Source organism: Pedobacter sp. NJ-S-72 (assembly GCF_053890575.1).
In genome coordinates, this window is sequence record NZ_CM132681.1 from 4,625,845 (window position 1) to 4,651,919 (window position 26,075).

General features: G+C 38.6%; 26 protein-coding genes and 6 pseudogenes. 15 read left to right on the forward strand and 17 right to left on the reverse strand.

The features are described from left to right. The first annotated feature begins 38 nt into the window (after window positions 1-38). Window positions 39-521: a hypothetical protein gene (locus tag ACWYN3_RS30610; protein ID WP_456217678.1), complete on the forward strand. Its 483-nt coding sequence runs from the start codon at window positions 39-41 to the stop codon at window positions 519-521. Continuing rightward, window positions 496-897 (forward strand): energy transducer TonB, encoded by a 402-nt coding sequence (locus ACWYN3_RS30615; RefSeq protein WP_456217679.1) that lies wholly within the window; start codon window positions 496-498, stop codon window positions 895-897. Before ACWYN3_RS30610 ends, ACWYN3_RS30615 begins: the two co-directional genes overlap by 26 nt. Window positions 898-955: 58 nt before the next feature. Here ACWYN3_RS30615 and ACWYN3_RS30620 read toward each other — a convergent pair whose 3' ends face one another. The 9 genes and pseudogenes from ACWYN3_RS30620 to ACWYN3_RS30660 form a co-directional block, all read right to left on the reverse strand. Beyond that, on the reverse strand, window positions 956-1,984 hold the full coding sequence (locus tag ACWYN3_RS30620) for an anion permease (protein ID WP_456223208.1): 1,029 nt from the start codon (window positions 1,982-1,984) through the stop codon (window positions 956-958). 18 nt (window positions 1,985-2,002) lie between these two features. After that, window positions 2,003-2,634 (reverse strand): annotated as a pseudogene (locus ACWYN3_RS30625) (DUF47 domain-containing protein); the annotation flags it as partial. 87 nt (window positions 2,635-2,721) lie between these two features. Beyond that, window positions 2,722-3,750 (reverse strand): annotated as a pseudogene (locus ACWYN3_RS30630) (sensor histidine kinase). A 40-nt stretch (window positions 3,751-3,790) separates the two neighbouring features. Then, window positions 3,791-3,967, reverse strand: coding sequence for a DUF4130 domain-containing protein (locus tag ACWYN3_RS30635; protein WP_456217680.1), 177 nt, complete (start codon window positions 3,965-3,967; stop codon window positions 3,791-3,793). A gap of 26 nt (window positions 3,968-3,993) precedes the next feature. Beyond that, entirely contained in the window at window positions 3,994-4,557 is a 564-nt protein-coding gene (locus ACWYN3_RS30640; RefSeq protein WP_456217681.1) for a TIGR03915 family putative DNA repair protein, read from the reverse strand. Between the two features lie 10 nt (window positions 4,558-4,567). Continuing rightward, window positions 4,568-5,827 (reverse strand): putative DNA modification/repair radical SAM protein, encoded by a 1,260-nt coding sequence (locus ACWYN3_RS30645; protein ID WP_456217682.1) that lies wholly within the window; start codon window positions 5,825-5,827, stop codon window positions 4,568-4,570. A gap of 45 nt (window positions 5,828-5,872) precedes the next feature. Further along, complete coding sequence (locus ACWYN3_RS30650; RefSeq protein WP_456223209.1) at window positions 5,873-6,529, reverse strand: HD domain-containing protein; 657 nt, start codon at window positions 6,527-6,529, stop codon at window positions 5,873-5,875. 30 nt (window positions 6,530-6,559) lie between these two features. Next, a complete protein-coding gene (locus ACWYN3_RS30655; protein ID WP_456217683.1) occupies window positions 6,560-6,820 on the reverse strand; it encodes a helix-turn-helix domain-containing protein in 261 nt (86 codons plus the stop codon). A 358-nt stretch (window positions 6,821-7,178) separates the two neighbouring features. Continuing rightward, window positions 7,179-8,397: pseudogene (locus ACWYN3_RS30660) on the reverse strand (THUMP domain-containing class I SAM-dependent RNA methyltransferase). 71 nt (window positions 8,398-8,468) lie between these two features. Between ACWYN3_RS30660 and ACWYN3_RS30665 the strand changes: the two are divergent. The 6 genes from ACWYN3_RS30665 (at window position 8,469) to ACWYN3_RS30690 (ending at window position 14,198) form a co-directional block, all read left to right on the forward strand. Continuing rightward, a complete protein-coding gene (locus tag ACWYN3_RS30665) occupies window positions 8,469-8,837 on the forward strand; it encodes a DUF3127 domain-containing protein (protein ID WP_068404163.1) in 369 nt (122 codons plus the stop codon). Window positions 8,838-9,302: 465 nt separating this feature from the next. Continuing rightward, entirely contained in the window at window positions 9,303-10,568 is a 1,266-nt protein-coding gene (locus tag ACWYN3_RS30670) for a hypothetical protein (RefSeq protein WP_456217684.1), read from the forward strand. Continuing rightward, a complete protein-coding gene (locus ACWYN3_RS30675; RefSeq protein ID WP_456217685.1) occupies window positions 10,547-11,023 on the forward strand; it encodes a sensor histidine kinase in 477 nt (158 codons plus the stop codon). The genes ACWYN3_RS30670 and ACWYN3_RS30675 overlap by 22 nt, the downstream gene beginning before the upstream one ends. A gap of 32 nt (window positions 11,024-11,055) precedes the next feature. Then, window positions 11,056-11,130 (forward strand): hypothetical protein, encoded by a 75-nt coding sequence (locus tag ACWYN3_RS30680; RefSeq protein ID WP_456223210.1) that lies wholly within the window; start codon window positions 11,056-11,058, stop codon window positions 11,128-11,130. 68 nt (window positions 11,131-11,198) lie between these two features. Then, window positions 11,199-11,894 carry a response regulator transcription factor gene (locus tag ACWYN3_RS30685; RefSeq protein WP_456217686.1) on the forward strand — a complete coding sequence of 232 codons (696 nt, stop codon included), beginning with the start codon at window positions 11,199-11,201 and terminating at the stop codon, window positions 11,892-11,894. A 150-nt stretch (window positions 11,895-12,044) separates the two neighbouring features. Continuing rightward, window positions 12,045-14,198 carry a helix-turn-helix domain-containing protein gene (locus tag ACWYN3_RS30690; RefSeq protein WP_456217687.1) on the forward strand — a complete coding sequence of 718 codons (2,154 nt, stop codon included), beginning with the start codon at window positions 12,045-12,047 and terminating at the stop codon, window positions 14,196-14,198. A 30-nt stretch (window positions 14,199-14,228) separates the two neighbouring features. Here the strand turns inward: ACWYN3_RS30690 and dapF are convergent. Further along, a pseudogene (gene dapF, locus ACWYN3_RS30695) lies at window positions 14,229-15,025 on the reverse strand (diaminopimelate epimerase). Between the two features lie 211 nt (window positions 15,026-15,236). Here dapF and ACWYN3_RS30700 point away from each other — a divergent pair. The 5 genes and pseudogenes from ACWYN3_RS30700 (at window position 15,237) to ACWYN3_RS30720 (ending at window position 20,503) form a co-directional block, all read left to right on the forward strand. Beyond that, window positions 15,237-16,160 carry a S1C family serine protease gene (locus ACWYN3_RS30700; protein WP_456217688.1) on the forward strand — a complete coding sequence of 308 codons (924 nt, stop codon included), beginning with the start codon at window positions 15,237-15,239 and terminating at the stop codon, window positions 16,158-16,160. After that, window positions 16,157-16,774: a PDZ domain-containing protein gene (locus ACWYN3_RS30705; RefSeq protein WP_456217689.1), complete on the forward strand. Its 618-nt coding sequence runs from the start codon at window positions 16,157-16,159 to the stop codon at window positions 16,772-16,774. Before ACWYN3_RS30700 ends, ACWYN3_RS30705 begins: the two co-directional genes overlap by 4 nt. Before the next feature lie 297 nt (window positions 16,775-17,071). Beyond that, complete coding sequence (locus ACWYN3_RS30710; protein ID WP_456217690.1) at window positions 17,072-17,701, forward strand: succinate dehydrogenase cytochrome b subunit; 630 nt, start codon at window positions 17,072-17,074, stop codon at window positions 17,699-17,701. A gap of 29 nt (window positions 17,702-17,730) precedes the next feature. After that, window positions 17,731-19,709, forward strand: a pseudogene (locus ACWYN3_RS30715) (fumarate reductase/succinate dehydrogenase flavoprotein subunit). 23 nt (window positions 19,710-19,732) lie between these two features. Continuing rightward, the gene (locus ACWYN3_RS30720; RefSeq protein WP_456217691.1) at window positions 19,733-20,503 is read left to right on the forward strand and encodes a succinate dehydrogenase/fumarate reductase iron-sulfur subunit; all 771 of its coding nucleotides are present in this window, start codon (window positions 19,733-19,735) and stop codon (window positions 20,501-20,503) included. A gap of 65 nt (window positions 20,504-20,568) precedes the next feature. On the opposite strand, the gene ACWYN3_RS30725 is transcribed toward ACWYN3_RS30720, so the two are convergent. The 6 genes and pseudogenes from ACWYN3_RS30725 to ACWYN3_RS30750 all read right to left on the reverse strand — a co-directional run bounded on the left by ACWYN3_RS30725 (window position 20,569) and on the right by ACWYN3_RS30750 (window position 23,243). Next, a complete protein-coding gene (locus ACWYN3_RS30725) occupies window positions 20,569-20,994 on the reverse strand; it encodes an energy transducer TonB (RefSeq protein ID WP_456217692.1) in 426 nt (141 codons plus the stop codon). A gap of 20 nt (window positions 20,995-21,014) precedes the next feature. Continuing rightward, window positions 21,015-21,539, reverse strand: coding sequence for an energy transducer TonB (locus ACWYN3_RS30730; protein WP_456223211.1), 525 nt, complete (start codon window positions 21,537-21,539; stop codon window positions 21,015-21,017). 178 nt (window positions 21,540-21,717) lie between these two features. Then, entirely contained in the window at window positions 21,718-22,083 is a 366-nt protein-coding gene (locus tag ACWYN3_RS30735; RefSeq protein ID WP_456217693.1) for a M56 family metallopeptidase, read from the reverse strand. Continuing rightward, a complete protein-coding gene (locus tag ACWYN3_RS30740; protein WP_456223346.1) occupies window positions 21,971-22,426 on the reverse strand; it encodes a hypothetical protein in 456 nt (151 codons plus the stop codon). Before ACWYN3_RS30740 ends, ACWYN3_RS30735 begins: the two co-directional genes overlap by 113 nt. After that, a pseudogene (locus ACWYN3_RS30745) lies at window positions 22,423-22,802 on the reverse strand (BlaI/MecI/CopY family transcriptional regulator). Before ACWYN3_RS30745 ends, ACWYN3_RS30740 begins: the two are co-directional and overlap by 4 nt. Window positions 22,803-22,967: 165 nt before the next feature. Further along, window positions 22,968-23,243, reverse strand: coding sequence for a hypothetical protein (locus ACWYN3_RS30750; protein WP_456217694.1), 276 nt, complete (start codon window positions 23,241-23,243; stop codon window positions 22,968-22,970). A 331-nt stretch (window positions 23,244-23,574) separates the two neighbouring features. On the opposite strand from ACWYN3_RS30750, the gene ACWYN3_RS30755 reads away from it, so the two are divergent. Both ACWYN3_RS30755 and ACWYN3_RS30760 read left to right on the forward strand, forming a co-directional pair. Next, window positions 23,575-24,609 carry a sensor histidine kinase gene (locus tag ACWYN3_RS30755; RefSeq protein WP_456217695.1) on the forward strand — a complete coding sequence of 345 codons (1,035 nt, stop codon included), beginning with the start codon at window positions 23,575-23,577 and terminating at the stop codon, window positions 24,607-24,609. A gap of 30 nt (window positions 24,610-24,639) precedes the next feature. After that, window positions 24,640-25,392 carry a LytR/AlgR family response regulator transcription factor gene (locus tag ACWYN3_RS30760; RefSeq protein ID WP_456217696.1) on the forward strand — a complete coding sequence of 251 codons (753 nt, stop codon included), beginning with the start codon at window positions 24,640-24,642 and terminating at the stop codon, window positions 25,390-25,392. A gap of 73 nt (window positions 25,393-25,465) precedes the next feature. On the opposite strand, the gene ACWYN3_RS30765 is transcribed toward ACWYN3_RS30760, so the two are convergent. Then, window positions 25,466-26,071, reverse strand: coding sequence for a lysophospholipid acyltransferase family protein (locus ACWYN3_RS30765; protein WP_456217697.1), 606 nt, complete (start codon window positions 26,069-26,071; stop codon window positions 25,466-25,468). Window positions 26,072-26,075: the final 4 nt, after the last annotated feature.

Genomic DNA, 26,075 nt, shown 5'->3' on the forward strand with positions numbered 1-26,075 from the left:
ATTAAGATTACCTGGATGGTAAGCTTGATAGCAAAGCTATGCACAAGATTGAAAAGGAGGCTCTCGAAGATCCTTTTGTTGCACAGGCGCTGGCTGGATTAAGTGAGTCCCGCGGGAAAGCTGTACAAACTGTATCTCTGCTTCAAAAACAGCTATACGAGCGTATTGCACAGCAACAGGAAACGAAGAAGGAAACCGTGTTTACCTGGCAGCGTTTAAGTGTTGCGGCGGCGGCTGCAGTTATGTTTATTTCAGTGAGTATCATGTTCTTTATGAAGGATAGGGAGAAAAGGGAACAAATGGCAAAGAATCAGCCTAAAAAGGTAGAAGTAAATATTGCTCCTTTAGCTGGTCAGGCAGTTATAGATTCTGCTAAAAACGATATTTATGCGGCCAACATTCCTGCAAAAAGAGAAAAAACAGTAGTTGCCGGACAGGTAAACCCTAAAAAAGAAATACAGGCAGAAATTGCTATGGATAGAGTTGTTCAGCCTTATGCGATCACAAAGTGCACCTGTTAAAATAGATAGTGCCACGGTTCCTGTACAGGCGATGCGCAGAATGAGTAAAGCTGCTCCGGCAGCAGCAGAGCCTCTGATGGGGAAAGTAGCTGATGCAGCTGTTTCTATAGCAATACCCTCTGTTTCCACTCCGATAGGCGGATGGGTAAATCTGGACACCTACCTGAATGACCACAATAAACTGCGTGGTACAGGGGACAAACTGGTTGAATTAAGCTTTTTGGTAGATAGCGAAGGAAAGCCTGCTGACCTGAAAGTAACTAAAGGGATTAATAAAGAATTTGATGAGGAAGCCGTTCGGCTGATTAAAGAGGGCCCGAAATGGGAACAGCCTAAAAATAAGGAAAGCCGGGTGAGTTACACCGTTTCATTTTAAAAAATAAAAAGCCCTTGAATGTAAAATTCAGGGGCTTTTTGTATGATGTTAATTCTGTTTAGACAGCTCCAATACCTGGAAAGAAAAAGTCAACCAGTTTAAAGATGATTGCAGCCAGTAATGCTGAAACCGGAATGGTTAATACCCATGCCCATAGCAGACTTACCGTTACTCCCCATCTTACTGCTGAAACTCTTTTTAATAAACCAACCCCAACAATTGAACCTGTAATGGTGTGTGTCGTAGAAACCGGGATACCAAAGTGTTCTGTGATTCCAAGAGTTACCGCACCTGCAGTTTCTGCTGCTACGCCCTCAAAAGCATTTACTTTCGTGATTTTTGAACCCATTGTTTTTACAATTTTCCATCCACCACTCATGGTACCTAAAGAGATCGCTGCATAACAAGTAAATGGAATCCATTCTGGCATCGTATCGCCTGTCTTTAAGACTTTGGCAGCAACCATGGCCACATAGATAATACCCATTACTTTCTGTGCATCATTTCCACCATGTGTGAAACTTAGTGCTGCAGAAGAGATCAGTTGTAGTTTCTTGAACCATTTTTCCGCAACTGATGGTCTTGCATTTTTAGAAAGATGTAATAAGATGATCGAAATGATCACCGATATAAACATCCCGATAACAGGGGCAAGAACAATAAAAGCGATGATTTTAAGAATCGGAGCAAGGTTGATTGCAGACATGATTCCGAAACCCAGTGAACCTGCTTTAGCCATACCAGCTCCGGCAAAACCACCAACTAAGGTGTGTGATGAACTCGAAGGGATACCATACCACCAGGTAAATAAATTCCAGGTGATAGCTGCAATCAGTCCGGCGAGGATAACCTCGAGGGTGATAAAATTCTCTACAACCGTTTTAGCTATAGTATTTGCAACTTTGTGATCTGTAAAATAGAAGTAAGCAGCAAAGTTAAAAAGTGCTGCCCAGAGTACTGCCTGAAAAGGAGTAAGTACTTTTGTTGATACAACCGTTGCAATAGAATTGGCTGCATCATGAAAACCATTGATATAATCGAAACCGATAGCCAGTACAATTACGACGATCAATAAGGGTGTAAGCATTTCGTTGAATTTTAAGCGTTTAACCAATATAGATTCCAACACATTTGCTGCATCTTCACATTTATCTGTAGCCATTTCAAGTGTTTGAAGAACTTCTTTTTGTTTGATCAGTTCAATTGCATTGGTTTCAAATTCAAATAACCTTGCAATTGCGATATTACAAACGTAGTCCGCCTGATTTTCGCCACTATTAATACGCACACAAGCATCAGCAATGACACGGATGTTTTTAAAGCTTCTCAATTCTTTGATCGCTTTATCTAAATCTGTACACATTTCAACCAGTAATTCTGCCAGTTTAATCATGGCATCACCGATATTCGTGATGTTATACAATTCTATATTACTTGCCGAAGCATGAATATAATCTGCAATATCATCCACTGCACTTGCCAATGCATGAATATCTTCCCTGTCGAAAGGTGTGATAAAGTTTTTACTTAATTCTAAGAAGATAGAGTGAGTGATATCATCACCAACGTGCTCAAGACGTTCAATCTCTTTTTATATATTTTTTTTTTTTCCAGATCTTTGGTACTTAAAGCAAGAAAAAGTGCTTCTGAGATCTTCAATACATTACTTCCGGCTTGTTCAAACAGCGGTTGGAATTTTTTGTCTTTTGGTGTAAAGAACTTAAAAATATTATTCATGTTAACTATAAGATATGGTTACAAAAGTAGGATCGCAATGTTAAGTTAGTGTTAAGTGTTAACATAAAAGGAATATTTCTTTAAATCTTAACCGATTTTTTGCAATGTAAACGCAAAAGTTGTTCCGATCTGAAGGGTACTTCTAACCGATATAATCTGTTGATGCGCTTCCAGAATATGCTTTACAATAGCCAGTCCCAGGCCTGTTCCGCCCACTTCTCTTGATCGGTGAGAGTCTATTCTATAGAAACGTTCAAAGAGTCTTGGCAAGTGTTTTTCATCAATTCCAATTCCATCGTCTGTGACTTCAATCAGGTATTGGTCATGCAGTTCAAATATCTTAATTGCAGTAGATCCGTTCTCTTTTCCATATTTAATGGAGTTGGAAATCAGGTTAATCATCACCTGTCTGATTTTTTCACGGTCTGCATTTACAAATGCAGGGTGCATATATTTCTCTTTAAAGGAGAGTTGAACAGATCTTTTACCGGCTTTATCCTCTAAGGCATCCATGACCTCTTTGGCGAGCAGGACAAAATCGAATTTCCGGTAATCAATAGGTACTTCGCCAGATTCCAGTTTGGAGATTGCATCCAGGTCATTGATCAGATAGCTCAGGCGTTCTACATTCTTTTCCGCTTTTTTCAGGAATTTAACGGCCATTTCAGGGTCGTCTAAAAGACAGTCCTGTAAAGTTTCTATATAGCCCTGAATCGCAAAAAGAGGGGTTTTAAATTCGTGAGAGACATTAGATAAAAACTCTCTTCTGAACTGTTCTTGTTTTTTAAGCAGGTCGATTTCCTGTTTTTTTGCTCCCGCCCATTCTTTCACTTCATGTTCCACATCATTAATTGGATCAGTACTGACATATTATTCGCCTAATGCATCTTTCAGGTCTTTACCCAATTTAAGATTATGGATCAGTTTATAGATCAGTTTGATTTTGGAATAGATATACTTTTCCAAGAGATAGTAAAACATGATAAAACTCGTCACAAACGACACGGCGAAAGAGACAAGCATAAAATACCAGCTTTGCTGGAAGTGAAAATTTACCAGCCCGATAGACAGGCCGACTGCGAGGGCGGTAATTAGAACAAGGACACTTAACTTCATAGAGGCAATTTACAAGATAATTTTTAATTTATTCATCTGATCAATCCTGATCAGGTTGTTTTTCAGTAAGGTATTTCCAGTATCTTTTTGGGACATGCTGAATATGTAATTTAGTATTTTTTCTGGCTGCAATATTTGTGCTTTTAAAATAGTCTTTCCAAAGTACAGCATAAAAGCCCTCTTTTTCTGATAAGATGGAGCCTGATGTGTCTTTCATTTGCTGCTGCCGATTAAAATTTATATTTATTTCTTCTTCACTTTCTGAAGATCGTAAAACAAACCATAATCTCTTTTAAGATCATAAATGATCCATTGCTGATCAGCATACCGGTTCTTGAAATGTGCTGCAATTAATGGCAGAACATTAAAATCCGGGTCTATTCCACAATAATAAATACCATCTGCATTTTGTTGAAAGCGGATAAAAGCTTCCATCCGATGTTTTTCCCTTTCTACTTTTCTGGCTATTTTGCTTAGGGCAAGAACATAAGGATTGCCATAGTTTTTTTCTATTGCTGCCCCCTCTGTAAACAGATAACAGGCAAATTCTAATAATGCCGTATAACCTTCATCGAGCTCTGATAAATAAGTACAGTAAAAATTCCGGATTGCAGCTTTGGATAACTTTGATTGTAAGCCATTCCAAACCCGATCTGCCTTTTGCCGCTCGCTGGCTATATGCAGACAAGGTGTAAAAGCATCCGGCTGGAAAGTAGCTGCTGTTTGAAGTTTTATGCTGCCGGGTCTGCGTTCAAAACCAATTAAACACCGCACACAACAAGCCCTCAAAACTTCCGTCGAATACATAGATATACATTTAAAAAAGAATAAGCTGGGCGGTGTCATATTTCAGATATTTACTTTGACTTTCAGCCTGTATAAATGATTTGATCTGGTTCCCCTGGTAATCTTTAAGCTGATATGGGCTGTCTGCACATTTGATGAAATATTTAGCACGGTTATAAGCCACTCCGATTTTTTTAAGCTGATCAATACGTAATTTTCCGAATTTACGTGCCTGCACGATTTTTTTTGCAGAACTAACCCCAATTCCCGGAATGCGGAGAATAACCTGATAAGCAGCAATGTTAATATCAACAGGGAAATGCTGTAAATTACGCAGGGCCCAGCTTAATTTTGGATCAATATCAATGTCCAGATGTGGATTTGAATCGTTGAGGAGCTCATTGACGTGGAAGCCATAGAACCGCATCAGCCAGTCAGTTTGATATAGCCTGTTTTCTCTGATTAGCGGTGGTTGAGAGCCGATCATGGGTAGTCTCTTATCGTTGCTTATGGGGATGTATCCCGAATAGTAAACTCTTTTCAGAGAGAAACTGCGATAAAATTTATCTGCGGTCTGCATGATTTCCTGATCTGTTTCGGGAGTTGCGCCGATAACCATTTGCGTACTCTGACCGGCGGGAACGAATCTTGGAGTGCTTTTAATAAGTTTACGTTCCTCCTTAAATCTGACCATCTGATTCTGAATAAAATTTAATGGACGGATCACTTCCTGATGATTTTTTTCAGGGGCAAGGAGTTTAAGGCCACTCTCAGTTGGCATTTCCAGGTTAATACTCATTCTGTCTGCATACATACCTGCTTCCATAATGAGTTCTTCACTTGCTCCCGGAATTGTTTTTAGATGAATGTAACCGTTGAAGCGTTCTTCGAGTCTGAGTTTTTTTACAACCCTCAGTAAACGTTCCATGGTGAAATCGGCATTTTTGAAAATCCCCGAACTTAAAAAGAGACCTTCTTCAATATAGTTTCTTCTGTAAAAATTCATAGTGAGTTCTACTACTTCTTCTACAGTGAAGGCGGCTCTTTCGATATCATTGCTTTTCCTCGAGACACAATATGCACAATCAAAAATACAATGATTGGTCAGCAGGATTTTGAGTAGAGAAACACACCTGCCATCTTCTGTATAGGTGTGACAGATGCCAGAAATATGACTATTTCCCAGTCCTTTATTATCATTTTTTCTATTCCCACCGCTTGATGAACAGGATACATCATATTTAGCGGCATCCGCCAGAATATTTAGCTTTTCTCTAAGACGTTCAGACATAATACTATATTTACTAACAAATATAGTATTTAATTGCTAATTATTTTAGCTTAAACCTTCCCATTCTGAATAAAACTGATCCAGATAAAGCTGCATAAACTGATGTCTTTGCAGTGCGAGCTCTTTTCCGGTTTTGGTTTTCATCAGATCTTTTAAGCGAAGAAGTTTCTCATAAAAGTGGTTGATGATGGTTGGGGCAGTAGAATTTTTATAGACTTCTTTACTCATATTCAGGTCAGGCTGGATTTCGGGGTCGTAGAGCACCCTGTTTTTAAATCCACCATAAGTGAACGCTCTTGCAATTCCAATCGCACCGATAGCGTCTAACCTGTCTGCATCCTGTACAATATCCAGTTCTTTAGAAAAGAATTCTATTTTGCCAAGACTTGCTTTATAACTCAGGTTTTTGATGATTTGCTGTACTTGCAGAATAATGTGGTCGGCAATGCCGATTGTTTTCAGAAAATCGCCTGCAACTCTGGGGCCGATCTCTTCATCTCCATTATTGAATTTACTATCTGCGATATCGTGTAATAACGCGGCAAGAGTGACAATCAGTAAATCACCATCTTCTTTTGTATTGATGCTTAAGGCTGTTTTATAAACCCTTTCAATATGAAACCAGTCGTGACCTGCTTCGGCTCCTTCAAGTGTTTTTTTTACAAAGCTGATCGTTTTTTTTTTTATAGTATCCAAGTCCATTTGCATGAAACAAAGATATTATATTCCCGGTTATTCGGTTAATTGATTAAGGTTAATACCATGACTATGATCTACAATTATCAGCTGCATGACTCTCACATCCAGTATGGCTGCTATCTGGAATAATCTTTCTACAGTAAGCTTGCTGTAGCCCAGTTCAATTTTGCTATAGGCATTTTGAGAAATTGACAGTTTGGCGGCAAGATAATCCTGAGTGTAATTTCTGAATTCTCTGATTTTCCTGATGTTTGCTGCTACAATTTCTGGTTTTAGATCCAGGACGTCTTTCATAAAAATGAGTTAAGCATACATAATGACCTAACTAACGTAAATTAAGAATGCGCGGATTTCAAAATGAAAAATATATTCCTGATAGGGGTATAGAAGGGTAATTCAATCAGCATATATGAATAAGCCACAGGATGTGTAAAACATGTGTAATGGGTTTATGTTGGGAAGGGGTTGGTAAGGCCATTGGCCTTACAACCCCCTTCCCAACATAAACGTCAACCCGATCACTACCCGTCCCTGTTGTCACAGTGAGCTTTACATCCATAAAAAAAGACCTGTAAGCCCGGACATTTTTTTTCCTTTTAGGGAATGTCCGGGCTTACAGGTCTTTTATATCATTACCTGCTTTAAAACAGGATTAATCTTCCTGGTTTTCCTCTTTAGGTGCCTGTTCTTTAGGCTGAGGTCTTTCGTCTTCAGCTCTGCGTGTACCATCATACAATTCATACTCCATCATACGGCAATCTAATTTACCATTGTAGAATTCAACTTTGCGTGATGCTTTTAAGCCGATTTTTTTAGCCAGATCAGGATTACCAGTGAAAATATAACCACTGTAACCTTTACAATCTTTCTTTAAGAAATCGCCAATACGTTTGTATGTCAGTTCCAGTTGAGAGTGAACACCTAAACGCTCACCATATTCAGGATTAAATACAACTACACCTTTTCCGCCTTCAGGAACCTGTGTGTCTGCGAAATCACAAACTTCAAAAGTAATTAAGGTATCTACACCTGCTGTCTGTGCATTTTTACGGCTGATATCAACTGCATCTTCAGATAAATCTGTAGCTACGATTTGTAAATCAATATTTTTGATCACCTGTTCTTTAAGGATTCTGCGTTCAGCAAAGAATACTTCCTCATCATAACCGATGATATGCATAAAGCCATAATTCATACGGAACAATCCAGGTCTTCTGTTTGTCGCAATTAATGCAGCTTCAATTGCCAGAGTTCCGGAACCACACATCGGGTTGATAAATGGTGATTTCTGATCCCAGTTAGTACTCATTACCACACCTGCAGCAAGGGCTTCAAGCATAGGTGCTTTTCCAGGAATTTTACGATAACCGTGTTTAGCTAAAGTTTCTCCTGAAGTATCGATGAAAATATCTGCTTCGTCGTCTTTCCAGTATAGGTGGACGACAGTTTTGTTAGCATCTGAACCTGAATTCGGACGCATTCCTTTTGTCTTTTATTCTGTCAACGATTGCATCCTTAACTTTCAGATTGGTGAAAAGCGGGGTAGTTATCGTTGGATTATCTACGTTAGAAGTAACCGAGAAATAGCCTGAAAAATCGATCAGATCTTCCCATGGCATGTCTACCAGTTCACGGTACAATTCTTCTGGATTATTGACTTTAAAGCTATTTAAACAGTATAAAATCTGACTGGCACATCTTAAGTTTAAATTCAGTTTAATGCACTCTGTCAGAGTGATATTAAGCTCAACTCCCGTAGGGAAATCTCTTACGATTTCATAGCCAAGCGCTTTTACCTCTTCTACCAAATAAGGCGAAAGTCTTTTGTTACAGGTTAAAATAACCTTACTTTTGTTGTGGAAAACTTGCATAATTATTGTGCTAAGTTATCAATAATAATATAGAGATTTGAACTAGTAAGTAGAATAAAAGAGTTATTGTTATGGAATTAAAAGGAAAAGTGCACGAAATTGGTGCATTACAGCAGGTGAGTGAGACTTTTAAAAAGCGTGATCTCATTATTGAATATGCAGAAAACCCAACTTATCCTGAATATATCAGGTTCGAGGCTTTACAAGATAAAACTGCTTTATTTGATAGCTTAAAAACTGGTGATGATGTTGAAGTTTCCTTCAATCTGCGCGGTCGTCCGTGGACAGATAAAATGGGAAAAGTTTCTTATTTCAATAGTTTAGTAGTTTGGCGTATCAATGCGCTAACTAATAGTGGTGCTGCGGCTTCTACTCCACAATATGCTCCCCCTGCAGATTTAAACAGTGCACCGGGAGAAGAAGATGATTTGCCATTTTAAAAGATCTTTTTTATAGGAAACAAATTGTATGAAAGTGCCGGGAATCAGTTCCCGGCACTTTTTTTTGTGCTAATAGCGGGATTTTAAAATCTCATATTGAGTATGCCCCCTGTACGCAGGACTTTCAGTGATTTTTTCTTTCCATAAAGGGTCTAAACGATCCAGAATATAACCAAGAGCAGCTCCTTTTTTGAGTAGGAGGCTGTTCTCTCCAGGAAGTAATTATTCGTACTGTCTTTTAATATACCCTCCTAAATCCGCATAATTATTTTCTGGCGTTCTTTTTACAGCGAAACTAAAAACGAACAGCATAAATGCTCCTGCCAGCAAAAAATAAAGAAGATGTATTTAAACAGGTTTTTGATGAAATTCATTTTTCTGTGTAACAAATATTAAACCACTCGTGTTAAATATTGTTAAAATAGAACTTATTGCGTCACTCTTCCTTATTTTTGATTTTCAATAATGAAGAAAAGAAGTCTTTGGCTAATCACTGCCCTCATGACCATAGCTCTGCTTGGCGTGTTTGTAATGCAATTGTATTACATCAGGGAAGCCTACAGACTTAAAAACCAGCTTTTCGAACAAGAAGTAAATCAGGTCTTAAGTTCTGTAGCCGATAAGGTGCAGCGTTTAAATGCGGTAACCCATATCAATAAGAAAGGTATGGAATGGCAGATTAAATTGGAAAATCAACGCCGTGACCGTACACGTCAGTTAATAGATCTGGATCAGAAATATAAAGAAGAAGAACGGAAAAGGAAATATAATCAGCGTAAGCAGATGATTGATGAACTCAATTATCAGGATGCAATGATCAGAAAGATGTATCTGAGTCCGACTATAATCTCTGAAACTGACTTTTATAATCTCGCGAACCAGGAAAGTACACCTTTGAACGTGGATGTTAACGTTGGTTTTGATGCGAACCTGAATATGGTTGGAAGCAACGTACAGAAAACTTTCAAAATCGGATCTGTTAAAACTTTTGATATAGAGCCGACAAAATTACCAGATAGTATCCGTTACCTTGTATATAGTCGTTATGACAGCAGACCTTTAAGAGTTTCTCTGCCTAGTTTGAATGGGGATATGCGTATCAAATTCAAAGTAGAAGATGAAATCGCAACCAGAAGACGGAATTATGCTTTAAAAGAATTACAGGCAGATACTGTCCGTCTGTTAGATGAACGAAGCTTTAATGTCCTGGAAGCAGCAGCTAAAGAAATGAGCCAGATCGCTGTTCCATTAACTGAGCGGATCTCAAAAGCCACATTGGATACTTTATTGCGCGCAGAGCTGAATAATAAAAACATCAATCTGGATTATAATTTCTGGTTGAAAAGTGTAGTGAACGATTCTGTTTTGTTTCGTAAAGTATCTTCCATTTCAGGTGAGATATTGCCTTCCAATACCTATAAAACTACGCTTTTCAGTAATGATGTCATCAGAGATCCGGGAATGCTGTATATCAGCTTCCCGAATAAAAATGAGGCAATATTCAGTAATCTGGGTGTAACGATGGCCTCGTCCGCAGGACTATTGATTGTATTGATTTCTATCTTCTCTTATACGCTGTATGCAATATTGAGACAGAAAAAGATTGCGGAGATGAAGACTGATTTCATTAATAATATGACTCATGAGTTCAAAACTCCGGTTTCTACGATTATGATTGCGCCAGTGAAGCGCTTAGAGATCCTGAGATTTTGGAAGATAAAGCCCGGATAGGAAGGCTTGCAAGCATTATATATGATGAAAATGTTCGTTTGGGCAATCATATCGAACGTGTGCTGAGCATTGCAAAACTAGATAAAAAGGAACTGAAGTTAGAGGCAGAAGATGTTGATATGAACGAACTGGTTGCCGCTGTAGCAGATAGTATGAGTTTGCAGTTGCAGAAGAGGGATGCTGTTTTGACTTTAAACCTGAATGCTTCCTGTTCGGTAGTAATCGGAGATGAGCTGCATTTATCAAATGTAATTTATAACTTAATAGATAATGCGAATAAGTACAGTATCGGGCCGCCTCAAATTATATTAAGCACAAGGAATTCCGGTAAGAATCTTTATATAGATGTGGAAGATACAGGTATTGGAATGACAAAGGAACAGTGTAAGCGTGCTTTTGATCAGTTTTATCGCGTGCCTACCGGAAATTTACATGATGTAAAGGGATTGGGCTAGGTTTGAATTATGTACTGGACATCGTTACACAGATGAACGGCACAATCAAGGTGAAGAGTGAGAAGGATAAAGGAACATTATTTGAAATAATTATACCCCTAAAATAACATGAAGAAACCTGCTGCAGCTGCAAGCTCCAGCAAGCTTCATTGCCATTAAAAAACAATAAGCGCTTATGAAAATTCTATTGGTCGAAGATGATCCTAATCTGGGAATGTTGCTGCAAGATTATTTACAGCTAAAGGGTAAATTTGATGTAGTGTTATGTGCAGATGGCGAAGAAGGCCTGCGGGCTTTTAATAAACAGGCTTTCGATTTATGTATCCTGGATGTAATGATGCCAAAAAAGGATGGATTTGCGTTAGGTAAAGAGATCCGCAAGACCAATGAAAATATTCCTATTATTTTTGCTACTGCAAAAGCAATGATGGAAGATAAAGCCTCTGCTTATGATTTAGGAGGGGATGATTATATTACTAAACCTTTTTTTCGTATAGAAGAGTTATTGCTAAGAATCAATGCTTTATTGAAACGGGTGTCTGCAAAGGAAACAAAGGTCACTGAACCTGTTCAGTCACAGTTTCAGATAGGCAGTTATACTTTTGATTATACCACACAGCTCATTCAGCACAATGGACAACAGCAGAAACTTTCAACCAAAGAGGCTGAGCTGTTACAGTTACTTTGTTTAAAACAAAATGCGGTCCTTACACGTGAAGAAGCGTTGCTAAGTATCTGGCATGATGATAATTACTTTAACGGAAGAAGTATGGACGTGTTCCTGAGCAAACTCCGTAAGTATCTGAAAGAAGACCCTAAAGTGGAGATTTTAAATGTACATGGCAAGGGCTATAAACTTTTGATTAATTAGTTTCTGGAAAGCTTTAGTACCTTTGCATTTCAAAATTGGTGCAAGATATGTCTGAATACAACCCTGCTGAGATAGCGGCTAAATTTATCAATTACACTTCAAGGCACATCTTCCTTACGGGGAAGGGCAGGAACCGGGAAGACTACTTTTTTGAGAAATTTAATTGAACTGACGCATAAAAAAGCAGTTATTGTGGCTCCTACAGGGATTGCTGCAATTAATGCTTCGGGGGTAACAATTCATTCGCTTTTTCAGCTTCCATTTGGGACTTATTTGCCTAAGCAACCCACTGTAGAGCCTGTTAATCAGCAGTATAATACGCCAAGGTCTATTGTTCGTCACTTACAGATGAACACGACCAAAAGAAGAATATTTCAGGATCTTGAATTATTGATTATCGATGAAGTAAGTATGCTGCGTGCAGATTTACTGGATGCGATTGATATGGTTCTGCGTTATATCAGAAAAAATAATGCCAGTTTTGGAGGGGTACAGGTTCTGTTTATCGGAGATTTGCATCAGTTGCCCCCGGTAGTGAAATCTAATGAATGGCAGCTTCTGGGCGAGTTTTATCAAAGCGTCTATTTCTTTGATGCCCATGCATTGTATCACAATCCACCGGTTTATATAGAGCTGGAGAAAATATACAGGCAGGCCGATTCTGTATTTATTAACTTATTAAATAACCTCAGAAATAACGAAATCACGGCAGAGGACATCGCCCTGCTGGAAAAATATTATAAAGCTGGTTTTGAACCGGCAAAAGAGGATAAATATATCACACTGACTACTCATAATCAGCGTGCTGATACTTTAAATAAGAAGAGCCTGGAAGAACTTGGCGGAGATTCTTATTTTTTCAAGGCTACTGTAGAAGATGAGTTTTCTGAAAATTCTTATCCGGCAGAGAACTCGCTGGAATTAAAGCTGGGTGCCCAGATCATGTTTATTAAAAATGATCAGAGTGGAGAACGCCGTTATTTTAATGGAAAAATCGCAACTGTTATTAGTCTTAGGAACGATGCTATAGAAGTAGAAACAGAAGGGGAACGGGAAAAGATCGTTCTGGAGAAGTTTACCTGGAAAAATATAAGATATAGTAATCATAAGGTTACCAATGAGATTGAAGAAGAAGTAATAGGTAAATTTATTCAGTATCCAATCAAACTGGCCTGGGCGATTACCGTCCATAAAAGCCAGGGTCTGACTTTTGATAAGGCTATTATTGATATTGGGAATGCTTTTGCTCCCGGACAAATTTATGTGGCACTGTCACGTTTGCGTTCGCTGGATGGGCTGGTGCTGACTTCTCAGATTTCCAGAACAGGGATCAAACAGGATCAGAATGTGTCACAGTTTTCAAAAAACAAACAGAAAGAAGAAGAGCTGAATGCACAGATCGTACAGGAAAGTGAAGCTTTCCTGAAAAGTTACCTGTTGACTTGTTTCGATTTGACGCCACTTGATAACTATGTCTATGAGCATGTTCATTCTTATAGTAAGGATATCAATAAATCTGCGAAACAAAAACACGTAAAGTGGGCTCAGCTTTTGTTAAAGGATCTCAGTGAGATCAAGACCAATGCAAATAAATTCCTTGCGCAGATTCAAAGGTTAAGTAATGATCAGTCAGAAGAAGGACTGGCTAACCTGCTGGTGAGAACTACCGCTGCGGAGAATTATTTTAATCCGCTGATCCTGGATCTTTCCAAACGGATTTTTGAGCGAATGGAATTAGTTAAACAAGATAAGCAGGTAACGGCTTTTCTAACTGAATTGCTGGAAATGGAATCATTGTTTTATGAGCAATTTAAGAAGATAAGAAAGGCTACCGGGCTATTGCAGGCCACGATCAATGGAACAGATTTCACGAAAACCGACGTTGGTTCTTTATTGAATCAGAAAGAACGTGAAGCACAGATGAAAACGGTTTACGCAATGCCGAATAAACTGGATTTTACGGCTAAAAAAGAAAGGTCGAAAAAACCTGCTGTTGCTAAAGCACCAAAAGAAGATACCAAAGTGGTTTCTCTGGAGCTGTTTTTGAAAGGCAAGAGCATCATTGAAATTGCTGAAGAGCGAAAGATGGTGATGGGAACTATAGAAGGGCACCTTGCCCATTATGTAGCTTTACAGGAGATTTCTGCTCAAGATATCTTAGGGCGCAAAAAACTGGATAATATTCTTCAGGCCATTAAAGATTTGAAGACCATGAGCCTTGCGCCGATCAGAGACCATCTGGGAAAGGGTTTTACTTTTGGAGAAATTAAAATAGGCATTGCTGCCCATCTCGCAGAGAATTAGCATTCATCTTGCAGAGGGTTAATTCTCTGCTTAAATGTGCTTGATATCTCCTTCAAAAACAAGTTCTGCAGGGCCGCAAAGGAATACTTTAGTAAACTCATTGCCGTCATAATTGAATCCAACACGAAGATTTCCACCCAGTACTTCTATATCGGTAACCTGGCTGCCTGTTTTTCCAGTATGTTTGGCCATAGCCAGTGCAACCGCAGTAACCCCGGTTCCGCAAGCAAAAGTTTCATCTTCTACACCACGTTCAAAAGTTCGGACAAATAAATGATCGCCTTTGTCTTCTACGAAATTTACATTGATCCCTTCTTTTTGTAGGTAGAATTGTTGCGGATCTTTATGCCTTTTTTATAGACATCCATTTCTTTTAATGCTGTAACCTGCTCTACATAATGCGGAGAGCCAGTATTCAAAACATAGGCGTCGCCATCTTTACCGATTTGATGGACATCAATCATTTGCAAATCAACCCAGTCACCTTTCGCTGTAATTTTGGCATAATGAGGGCCATCTACTGCCAAAAAGTTAGTCTGAGTATCTATGATACCCAAATGTTTAGCAAAGGCGACAATACATCTTCCTCCGTTTCCGCACATGCTGCCCAAGTTTCCGTCAGCGTTGAAATAAACCATTTCAAAATCGTATTCTGAATGGTTTTGCAAGAGCATTAAACCATCAGCTCCGATACCAAAACGCCTGTCACAGAGTTGGTGAACAAGATTATTATCCTTATATTCAAATGTTTGACGGCGGTTGTCGATTAAAACAAAATCGTTGCCTGCTCCCTGGTATTTGTAGAAATGAGGTTTTAACGGATCGATCGATGGATTTGGTATTTAACATTTTTTAACAATTAAGGGATGCTTTGGTGACACAAATATCGTTGTATTGGTATTAAATTTGAATTGTATTGGCAAAGGAAATTAAATATTACACACAAATGAAACCTGCATGGGCTAACTTGCTCAAATTAAGGAATAAACTTAAGCTCACGCAAGCTTCGATACCATTAATTAATAAATTAACAAACTAATGAAAAAAATAGCATTAATAGTTTTAGCTGCATTCATTGGAGGTGCAGTAGCAATTGGCGGTTATAAAATGTTAGAACGTAATACAAGCGGACTGACGCTGGCTGAAAAGCAAAATGTTCTTTTTGCAAGTAATCCATCAAACATCTCTTCGACGGGAGCCGTGGATTTTGTACAGGCAGCAGCAGCGGTTTCTCCGGCAGTAGTACATATCAGAACAACTTTTAAGTCTGAAAGTTCAGAAGGAGGCTCAGGTTCTCCGATGGATATGATGGAAGAGTTTTTCGGTGGCCGTGGAGGCGGTAGAAGATCACGTGCACCAAGAGCTGCTTCTGGTTCTGGAGTGATTTTAACGCCTGATGGTTATATCGTTACAAACAATCACGTGGTAGATAATGCAGAGAAGATCCAGGTAGTTTTATCTGATCGCCGTAAAGTTGACGCTAAAGTAATTGGCAGAGACCCAAATACAGATCTGGCTTTAATTAAAGTTGATGCGACGGATTTACCTGTCGTAAAAATGGGTAACTCTGATAACGTTCAGGTAGGGGAATGGGTATTGGCTGTAGGCTTTCCATTAGATTTGCAGACTACTGTAACTGCTGGTATTGTAAGTGCTAAAGCACGTTCAATCGGTATTTTAAACAGAGATCAGCAGCCTACTGAAGAAGAATATGAAGAATATCAGCGTACTGGAAAAGCACCTGCAAGAACTAACAGTGCTATAGAATCCTATATTCAGACTGACGCGGCAATTAATCCTGGAAACAGTGGTGGTGCATTAGTGAATGCGAACGGTGAGCTGATTGGTATCAATGCAGCGATTGCTTCTCAAACAGGAACTAATGAAGGCTATGGTTTTGCTATTCCGGTAAACCTTGCTAAAAAGATTCTTGAAGATTTCAAAAAAAATATGGAAGTGTGAAACGCGGTTATGTTGGAGTTACTTTCCAGGAATTGAATGCTGATGCAGCAGACAACCTGAAAATTAAAGACGTTTCTGGTTTATATGTAAATGATGTCATGCCAAATGGTGGTGGTGCTGCGGCAGGAATTAAAAAAGGTGATATTATTAAAAAGGTAGAAGGTAAAGAGGTGTTTGCTTCTCCGGATCTACAAGAAAAGATCGGTCGTATGAGCCCTGGTGATAAAGTTCAGCTGACTATTTCCAGAGATGGAAAAGAGCAGAATGTGAATGTTACTTTGAAAGGTGATGAGAGTTTAAATAAAGCGAAAACTACTTTAGCTGCAAAAACTACTGGAACAACAATGAGTAAGCTGGGTGCTTCCTTTGCGCCTGCCTCACCTGAGGTGAAAGCTAAATTTGGGGCTAAAAATGGAGTGGTTGTGACAGCTGTTGAGCCGGGTAAGGCTTTTGATAACCTTGATATTCCTAAAGGATTGCTGGTAACAAGTATCAATGGTAAACCTGTGAACAGTGCGAAAGACGTTGAAGCTGCTTTGCCAACTTCTAAAAACGGAAAAACAACTGTTTCGGGAGTAGGACCTAATGGAAACTATACTTTTAGCTTTAACTAAAATAAAAATCCGGATATAAATAGCTTTAAATTTTAAAGATTTTCTAACGGGAAGCAACAACATCGCTTCCCGTTTTTTTTATGCCCCAGAATTCGTGTAATTTGTACAATAACCCTCTAAAAGCATAAAACTTAGAACGTTTCTAAATAGTTTATTTATTGATTTTAACTGGAATTCTTGTATAAATTAAGTCATTTATTAAATACTTTTGCAGGAATAGAACTCAAAAATATAAATCTAATGGCTAGTTCGGAAACGCTTTTTTTCCTCGTCTATAGGGAAAAAAAAAAACTAATAATGGGTATCACCGGCCTGTTTCTTATTTTATTTCTAATTGTGCATTGCTTTATCAATTCGTTGATATTTCTGAATGACGGTGGATTAACATTCAATCTTGGTGCTCACTTCATGGCTACAAACTGGTTAATCAGAGGGTCAGAAGTTATACTGATGGTTGGTTTGCTTGCGCACATTGTGCAGGGGCTTCGTCTGACTTTTCAAAATCAGGCTTCCCGTCCGGTAAAGTATGCAGTGAATGATGGAAATGCAAATAGTAAATGGTACTCCCGCTCAATGGGATTATTAGGAACATTATTGTTAATCTTCCTGATTGTGCATTTATCTAATTTCTGGATAGTATCTCGTTTTACAGGTATCCCGACAACAGATTCAAATGGACATGAAGATTTGTTCGCAGTAATGAGAGAGACTTTTCAAAATGTTTGGATCGTGGTTTTATATGTCCTTGCAATGGCATCTTTAGCTTACCATTTATTACATGGTTTCGCTTCTGCATTCCAGACATTGGGATGGAATCACAAAAAGTACACTCCGCTTATTAAAGGGCTTGGCGTATGGTATTCAATTATCATCGCGTTACTTTTTGCAGCTATGCCAATTGCAGTGCATACAGGACTTATTAAATAAAATTTCGAACGTATAAAACGCTAAATAAAATGGCAGATTTTAATGCAAATATACCGGAAGGGGAACTGACCGTGAAATGGACTAAACTGAGGTCTTCAATGCCTCTGGTTAATCCGGCGAATAAAAGAAGTATAGAAATTGTAGTAGTAGGTTCAGGACTTGCGGGTGCTTCGGCAGCAGCGACCCTGGCTGAAATGGGATATAAAGTTAAATGTTTTTGTTTCCAGGATTCACCACGAAGAGCGCACTCTATTGCAGCTCAGGGTGGTATCAATGCAGCAAAAAATTATCAGAATGATGGTGACAGTGTTTACCGTTTATTCTACGATACAATTAAAGGTGGTGATTACCGTGCCCGTGAAGCTAACGTTCACCGTTTAGCTGAAGTAAGTGCGAATATCATTGACCAGTGTGTAGCTCAGGGAGTTCCTTTAGCAAGAGAGTATGGTGGATTACTGGATAACCGTTCATTCGGTGGTACCCAGGTTCAGCGTACATTTTATGCTGCCGGACAAACTGGTCAGCAATTGCTATTAGGTGCATACAGTGCTTTAGAGCGTCAGATTGGTATGGGTAAGGTGGAGATGTTTACCCGTCACGAAATGCTTGAAGTAGTTGTGATTGAAGGTAAAGCCCGTGGTATCATTGCACGTAACTTAATCACAGGTGAACTGGAACGTCATTTTGGTCACGCTGTATTATTAGGGACCGGTGGTTACGGAAACGTATTCTATCTTTCTACAAATGCAATGGGAAGTAACGTTACTGCGGCATGGAAAGCGCACAAAAAAGGAGCTTTCTTTGGTAATCCTTGTTTTACCCAGATCCACCCTACGTGTATCCCGGTATCAGGAGATCACCAATCTAAATTAACCCTGATGTCTGAGTCATTACGTAATGACGGACGTATATGGGTTCCTAAGAAAAAAGACGATCAGCGTAAAGCAACAGATATTCCGGAAGACGAAAGAGATTATTATTTAGAGCGTCGTTACCCTGCTTTTGGTAACCTTGTACCACGTGATGTGGCTTCAAGAGCTGCTAAAGAACGTTGTGATGCAGGATATGGTGTAGGTGTTTCTAAACTGGCTGTATACCTGGATTTCAAAGCGAATACAGAACGTTACGGACGTATTGAAGCTTCAGTACACAATATCCACAATCCGGATAAAGAAACATGCATGCGCTTAGGCCGTGATGTAATCAAAGAGAAATACGGAAACTTGTTTGACATGTACAAACAGATTACCGGTGAAGATCCTTATGATTTACCAATGCGTATTTATCCAGCGGTTCACTATACAATGGGTGGATTATGGGTAGATTATACCTGATGACAACTGTACCGGGCTTATATGCTTTAGGTGAAGCTAACTTTTCAGACCATGGTGCTAACCGTTTAGGTGCTTCTGCTTTAATGCAGGGGCTTGCGGATGGTTACTTTGTGATTCCTTATACTATTGGTTCTTATATTTCTAAAGAGCTTGCTACTAAAGCAATTCCTTTAGATCACCCTGCATTTGTAGAGGCTGAGGCCAGCGTTAAAGCTATCCTTGATAAATTCATCTCGATTAAAGGGACTAAATCTGTAGACTTCTTCCACAAGAAATTAGGTAAGATCATGTGGGATAAATGTGGAATGGCCCGTAATGCAAAAGGATTATCTGAAGCGATTGTTGAAATTCAGCAGTTGCGTAAAGATTTCTGGTCTGATTTACGTGTTCCAGGTTCAACAGATGAGTTCAATCCTGAATTAGAAAAAGCTGGCCGTGTGGCTGACTTTATCGAGTTAGGTGAGCTGATGTGTATGGATGCATTGAACAGAAATGAATCATGCGGAGGTCACTTCAGAGAAGAATATCAGACTGAAGAAGGTGAAGCTTTAAGGGATGATGAAAACTATGCTTACGTATCTGCATGGGAATACAAGGATGATGTTAAATTCGAACTTCATAAAGAAGAATTGAAATTCGAGAACATCAAAATTGCACAAAGAAGTTATAAATAATCTAGTACTAAAATCTCAATACCATGAGTACAGGAAATATGAATTTAACGCTGAAAATCTGGCGTCAGAAGAATAACAAAGCCAAAGGTAATTTGGTAGACTACAAAATATCAGAAATTTCTCCTGATATGTCTTTCTTAGAAATGTTCGACGTTTTAAATGAGCAGCTAATTAATAAAGGTGAAGAACCGGTAGTTTTCGATCATGATTGCAGAGAAGGTATTTGCGGTGCATGTTCAATGTATATCAACGGAAGACCACATGGACCAAAAGACGGTATTACTACCTGTCAGTTGCACATGCGTTCTTTCAAAGATGGTGATACCATTGTTGTAGAACCATGGAGAGCGAAGGCTTTTCCGGTAATTAAAGATTTGACGGTAGATCGTACTGCATTTGATAGAATTATTGCAGCAGGAGGGTTTATTTCAGTAAATACTGGTAATGCGCAGGATGCTAACAATCTGCCTATTCCTAAATTCCAGGCAGATTTAGCTTTCGAGGCTGCGGCATGTATCGGTTGTGGTGCTTGTGTGGCTACTTGTAAAAATGCATCAGCGATGTTATTTACTTCGGCTAAGATTTCACAATTAGCGTTATTACCTCAGGGTCAGCCAGAAAGGTACCGTCGTGTACAAAGTATGGTTGCGCAAATGGATGCTGAAGGTTTTGGTAACTGTACCAATACCGGTGCTTGTGAAGCTGAATGTCCTAAAGGAATTTCTTTAGAGAATATTGCAAGAATGAACAGAGATTTTTATTCAGCAAAATTTGTTTCTGAGGAAGAAGTTTAATAAATTTAGACAACGAGACAAGGATTTAAACACAGAACCCCGGCTATTTTAGCTGGGGTTTTGTGTTAAATGTCTTCTTTCTTTTTTTTTTTTGTTGTGATTACGATTACGCCGTTCTCACCACTTTTACCGTAAAGTGCTGTAGCTTTTTCTCCTTTTAAAACGCTTACTGATTCAATATCATTAGGATTGATAGCATCCATAGCGGCTTTATCTGAAAGCTTTTTACCATCTATAACGTAGAGTACATTTGCAGGCGGGCCGCTTGGTTGAGCAGGTGACGCCGGACCTTTATTGTCCGATACCATTGAAAACGAGATAGGTATATTGTATTTAACACGAACAGGTTCATCATTCTGATAGCCTGGAGTCCATTTTGGGGAATTCTGTAAAAGTCTCACAGCCTCTTCATCAGTTCCGCCTCCGAGTCCGCGCATTACCTGGATATCTTTCAGCTGCCCATCTTTTTCTACAATAAACGATAGAAACACTTTTCCCTGGATGTTGTTTTTTATTGCTTCTTCCGGGTATTTAACGCGCTCGCTGCAAGATATTTATAGAATTTATCCATTCCTCCAGGGAATTCAGGTTGTTTAGTTATAGAAACAAAATCATAAACCTTAGCAGCATCATCCTCAGGTTTCTTACTGTTGTAAGCTGTAATTGTAATTAACTTCAAAGGCTTATATCCTTTTAGCGTAATGTTACCAGTGTTTTCTGGTGGCGTAGTTACTCCGTCCAGTCTGAAAGCCACCGTAATGGTAAACTGGCCATTTTCAGCTGATTTAAAGCCATCGAAATTCAGAATAGCTCTCATTACCTCAGTGTCACATCCAGACCCGAGCTGGTTGATTGCACCTACGTTTTTAGGCTCGCCATTTTGGAGTGCAAATTTAACAGTTACATTTCCCTGCAACTGTCCTTTATAAGCAGATGCCGGATATTTAATATGCTTTGCTAAATACTTATAAAAAGGTGCCCATACGCCCGTTTCTTTTTTAACTACGTTATTGTTAAGTGTTGGTAAAGGTGTGATTCAGAGATTGAAATTGGAGCGGAGATTTTTTCTGCTACTTCTTTTAAGCTTTCATTTCTACTGATTGTTGCTGAGGATAATAGCAAAGTGACTGCGAACAGTGGTAAAAACAGGCCATATTTCAATATGGCTGTTTTGGCAGAGCGTTGTTTGTATAGCATAAATACTCGTTTTTTAATTAGTGATTTGTTGAAAAAAAAAAACTATTAGTTAATACATTCTGATCTACTCCGAATGCCTGGCTCAGAATAAGCATGGCATAAGTTTCCTTGTCCCCCTGAAATATTGCAGCTTCTTCATCTGCCAGATATTCATGGATGTTTTTTACTGTGGTTTTATATAAATAAATAATGGGATTGCACCAGACGAGGATGCCAAGGAGTTCGAAAAATAAAACATCGAATGTATGATGCTGACGAATATGGATGTCTTCATGTTTTTCGATAATATCTGATCCCGGAAGTTCGGGGTCTATTACTTTCTTCCCAAAAAATGAAAAGGCATCCCTCCGGGGTTTGCTTTGATTTTTTTTTTTTAACCGCATACAGCTGGAAAATAAACCGGCCAATGAAGAATAGAACCCCAATCAGGTAAATCACAACCAAAGCTTTAATCAGGCTAAACGGATGACTTTCATCTGGTGCTATAGTGCCTTGTGCCATCATCATATTCAGCTGGTCAATACTGATTTTGATTTGTTGAGTGGCTGGCTGTCTGACGAACCATTCAGGTCTTAAAAATGGGATAATCAAAGAAAGCCCGCCTGCAGCAATCAGGTATATCCTGTTCAGTACAAAGTAGGTCTCTTTATCCAGTAACAATTTATAGAATGCGTAAAATATAACCAAGTATATGTTTACTTGCAGAAAGTAGTGGGCCCAGGTCATTTTGATTTATTTTTAAGTTTGCTGATCATTTTAAGAATTTCATCCACATCACTTACGTCCATCTTTTCTTCCTTCACAAAAAAGGAAAACATACTCTCTACTGAGTTTTCAAAATAGCCCCCAGTAGTAGTTTTTCAGTTGCATGGCGCTTATAGTCCTCTTTAGAAATCAGCGGATAATACCGATGAGCTTTTCCAAATGCTTCATGACCAATAAAACCCTTGACTTCCAATATTCGGATAATAGTAGATACTGTATTGTAAGCCGGCTTGGGTTCGGGTAAAAAATCCATCACATCCTTGACGAATCCTTTTTCAATTTGCCAGACAATCTGCATGAGTTGTTCTTCGGCTTTTGTGAGATCTTTAATTTCCATATAGCTAGTATTCTTTGGTTTAGGTGAGAACTAAAAAAGTAGTTATATAAATGTATGAACTAATTATTTAGTTTCAAAATATAATAGCAAAAAAAATGGAGACCATCCAGTCGCCATTTTTTTTAACTATTAACTAAAAACTAAATTATAAGGGAAGATCCAGGATTATTTCGCCTGGTAATATGCTGTTTTTGCAATTTCATTTGCAGGAGCAGCTTTCATAGCCACCTCATTGCGCTGAGTGATACTTTTATTGCTGGTTATGGCAAAAATCATCATTACAAAAACAGGGATCAGCAAAAGGATAAAGGGAGATACATTTGTTAATTTTTTCATGATATAAGTATTTACATTACTCAGTTTGCTGATTTCTAAACGATATGAATCGTGCAGTCTGTTATTTACAGTAGTATCGAAGTATTGAATAGATGCAGTTTTCATATGATTATATTTTTTTTAACGGTGATGAAGCTATCATGTGCTAGTTAGTTTTGTTTACTTCGGATTGTGTAGTGCTGCACATGATGGTTTCATAATTGTTTCGTTTTGATGAAACAAATAGACTCAAAAAATGAGTATCGCTAAAATGTTTTATACCAAGTGGATATAATTATAGATCAACGGGTTTTTTGGCCATGAAAAGCTAGAATACATAGTTTTTAACCGTTCGTAGAAAAAAAATGCCAGTTCGTCGAAAGCTACGGCCGAAAAACGTTACTTTCATTACTTTGGAAGGCTAATATAAGGGGCATCGGTTAAACAATAAATTCAAATGAAGGATAAAAGAGAGTTAATAGCACATTTAGTTTACTGGCTGTTTCTTGGCGGGATTTTCTGTCTGGCAATGCTTTTAAATGCCAAGAGTATTAGCCCGCAGGAGTTCATGGTGGTTTTTGGCTATTATTCAGTCATTAACATTTCTATCTTTTACATCAATTATACCCTGCTTATTCCTCAGTTGTTGAAAAAATACTGGGTATATGTGATTTCTATTGTTGTGCTGATCATTGTCATGGCCGGAGCTAAAACGATACTCGCTGTACTTTACAGGGATATAATTTTGCAGCATGTCAATCCTAAAACAGGAGTTGCTGAATATAAGGATCTTGTCTCTTATGTGATTGTGACCATATTTGTCTCCGGATTTTTTATCATTTCGAGTTGTCTGATCAAGTTTATGCTGGACTGGTTTAGTAATACCCGTATCCAGCGCAGTCTTGAAACAGAGAAAAAGAAAAAGGACATGGAACTGCTGCAATTTCTAAAATCGCAGCTTAACCCTCATTTTCTTTTCAATTCTCTGAATAATATCTATTCACTTGCTTATCAGAAATCAGATAAAACGGCAGATGCGATTTTAAAGCTTTCGGAAATTATGCGCTACATGATCTATGAAAGTAATGATAGCTGGGTAGCTTTAAGCAAGGAAATTGAATATGTACAAAGTTATATTGAGCTTCAAAAGCTAAGATTTAAAAATGGTGCTGCAGTAGAGATGACGTTGAATGGGGAGATTGATGACCAGCAGATTATACCATTGATACTTATTTCATTTGTTGAAAATGCATTTAAACATGGGGTTGCCAATGATCCTAAAGATCCTATCAGGATAAATATTATTGCCAATCAGAAGATCCTGCACTTCAGTATCACGAACAAGAAAAGTACCGGCAATAAGGATGAAGTGGGTGGAGTAGGCTTAAATAATGTTGAACGTCGTCTGCAGTTACTTTATCCTGAAAGGTATAAGTTAAATATTGTAAATTCGGCTACCCATTATACAAGTGAGTTGATGCTTGATATATAATAGAATCAAAAAAGATAAAAATAATTACAAATGACACTAAAATGTATAGCTGTAGATGATGAGCCTTTAGCGCTGGATATCATTGAAGATTATGTTTCAAAAGTGCCCTTTCTGGAATTGGTGAAAAGGACAGAGAATGCTATTGAGGCTTTGCAGCTCGTTCAGGCTGGGGGCATAGATTTGGTATTCTTAGATATACAGATGCCGGATTTAACAGGTATTCAGTTTCTGAAAATAGCCAATAATAAAGCGAGTTACATTTTAACAACAGCCTATTCACAATATGCGCTGGAGAGTTATGATCTTAATGTTTCTGATTATTTATTAAAGCCAATTGCTTTTGACAGGTTCTATAAAGCTGTAGAAAAAGTGCATAATCAGCATAAGAATAATGCAGAAGCTGTGGCTATTCCTGCTCCGGTGGCTATTGTCGCTCCCGTTCCGGTGGCATACATACAGCCAGTTCAGGATTTTATCTTTGTAAAAACCGAGCATAAAATTCAGAAGATTGAGTTGAATGACATTCTTTATATCGAAGGATTAAAGGATTATATCTCAATTTTCACGAAAACAGAGCGGGTAATTACGCTTCAGAACATGAAAAAGATGGAAGAAACATTGCCTTCCGCTCAATTCATCAGGGTACATAAATCTTATATTATTGCACTCGATAAAATAGAGAGCATAGAGCGTAGCCGGATTGCGATTTGCGGAAAGATTATCCCAATAGGAGATACCTACCGGGATGAATTTTTTAAGCGGATAGAGAATAAAAATATTTAGCTCTGGGGCCTGCTTTAATCTTTATTGATTTAAAGCCTTTTTAATAGCCTGTTCGGCGGCAAGTGTAAGTTCTTCAGGGTTCAGGCCAGTTGTTTGAATAGGAGGAAGGACAGTCCATCTGATCTTTTCTCCGCAGCTTAGCGGAAAGGCTCCATACTGTACAAATTTTCCAGGAGTTCTCAATTGCGATCGGAACAATCATTGCACCAGGTGCAGCCTTTAACAAGGTTGCTATTCCTCCCACATGGAAAGGCTTCACCTGGCCATCTTTGGCTCTTGTGCCTTCTGCAAAAATCGTAGCAGACCAGTTGTTATCCTTCATTCTGCGCCCTAATTTGATAATCTCAGACACTGCCTGTTTGCTATCCTTGCGGTCAATATTTGCGCCGCCACCATATTTTAAATTAAATGATATTGAAGGAATACCCTTAGTCAGTTCAATTTTTGAAATGAACTTCACGTGATGTTTCCTTAAAAACCAGATAATTCCCGGAATATCGTACATACTCTGGTGATTGGCCACAAAAATAATTGGTCTGTCGGTTGGCAGATCCTGGTGATTAGTAAACGTTGTTGAATTGCCTAAAAACACCTGGCAGTACGTCAGGAAAAAATTCAAACAATCTACCGAGACCTTATGTGCTTTATAGCCAAAAAGGCGGAAGCATATCCATTCCATTGGA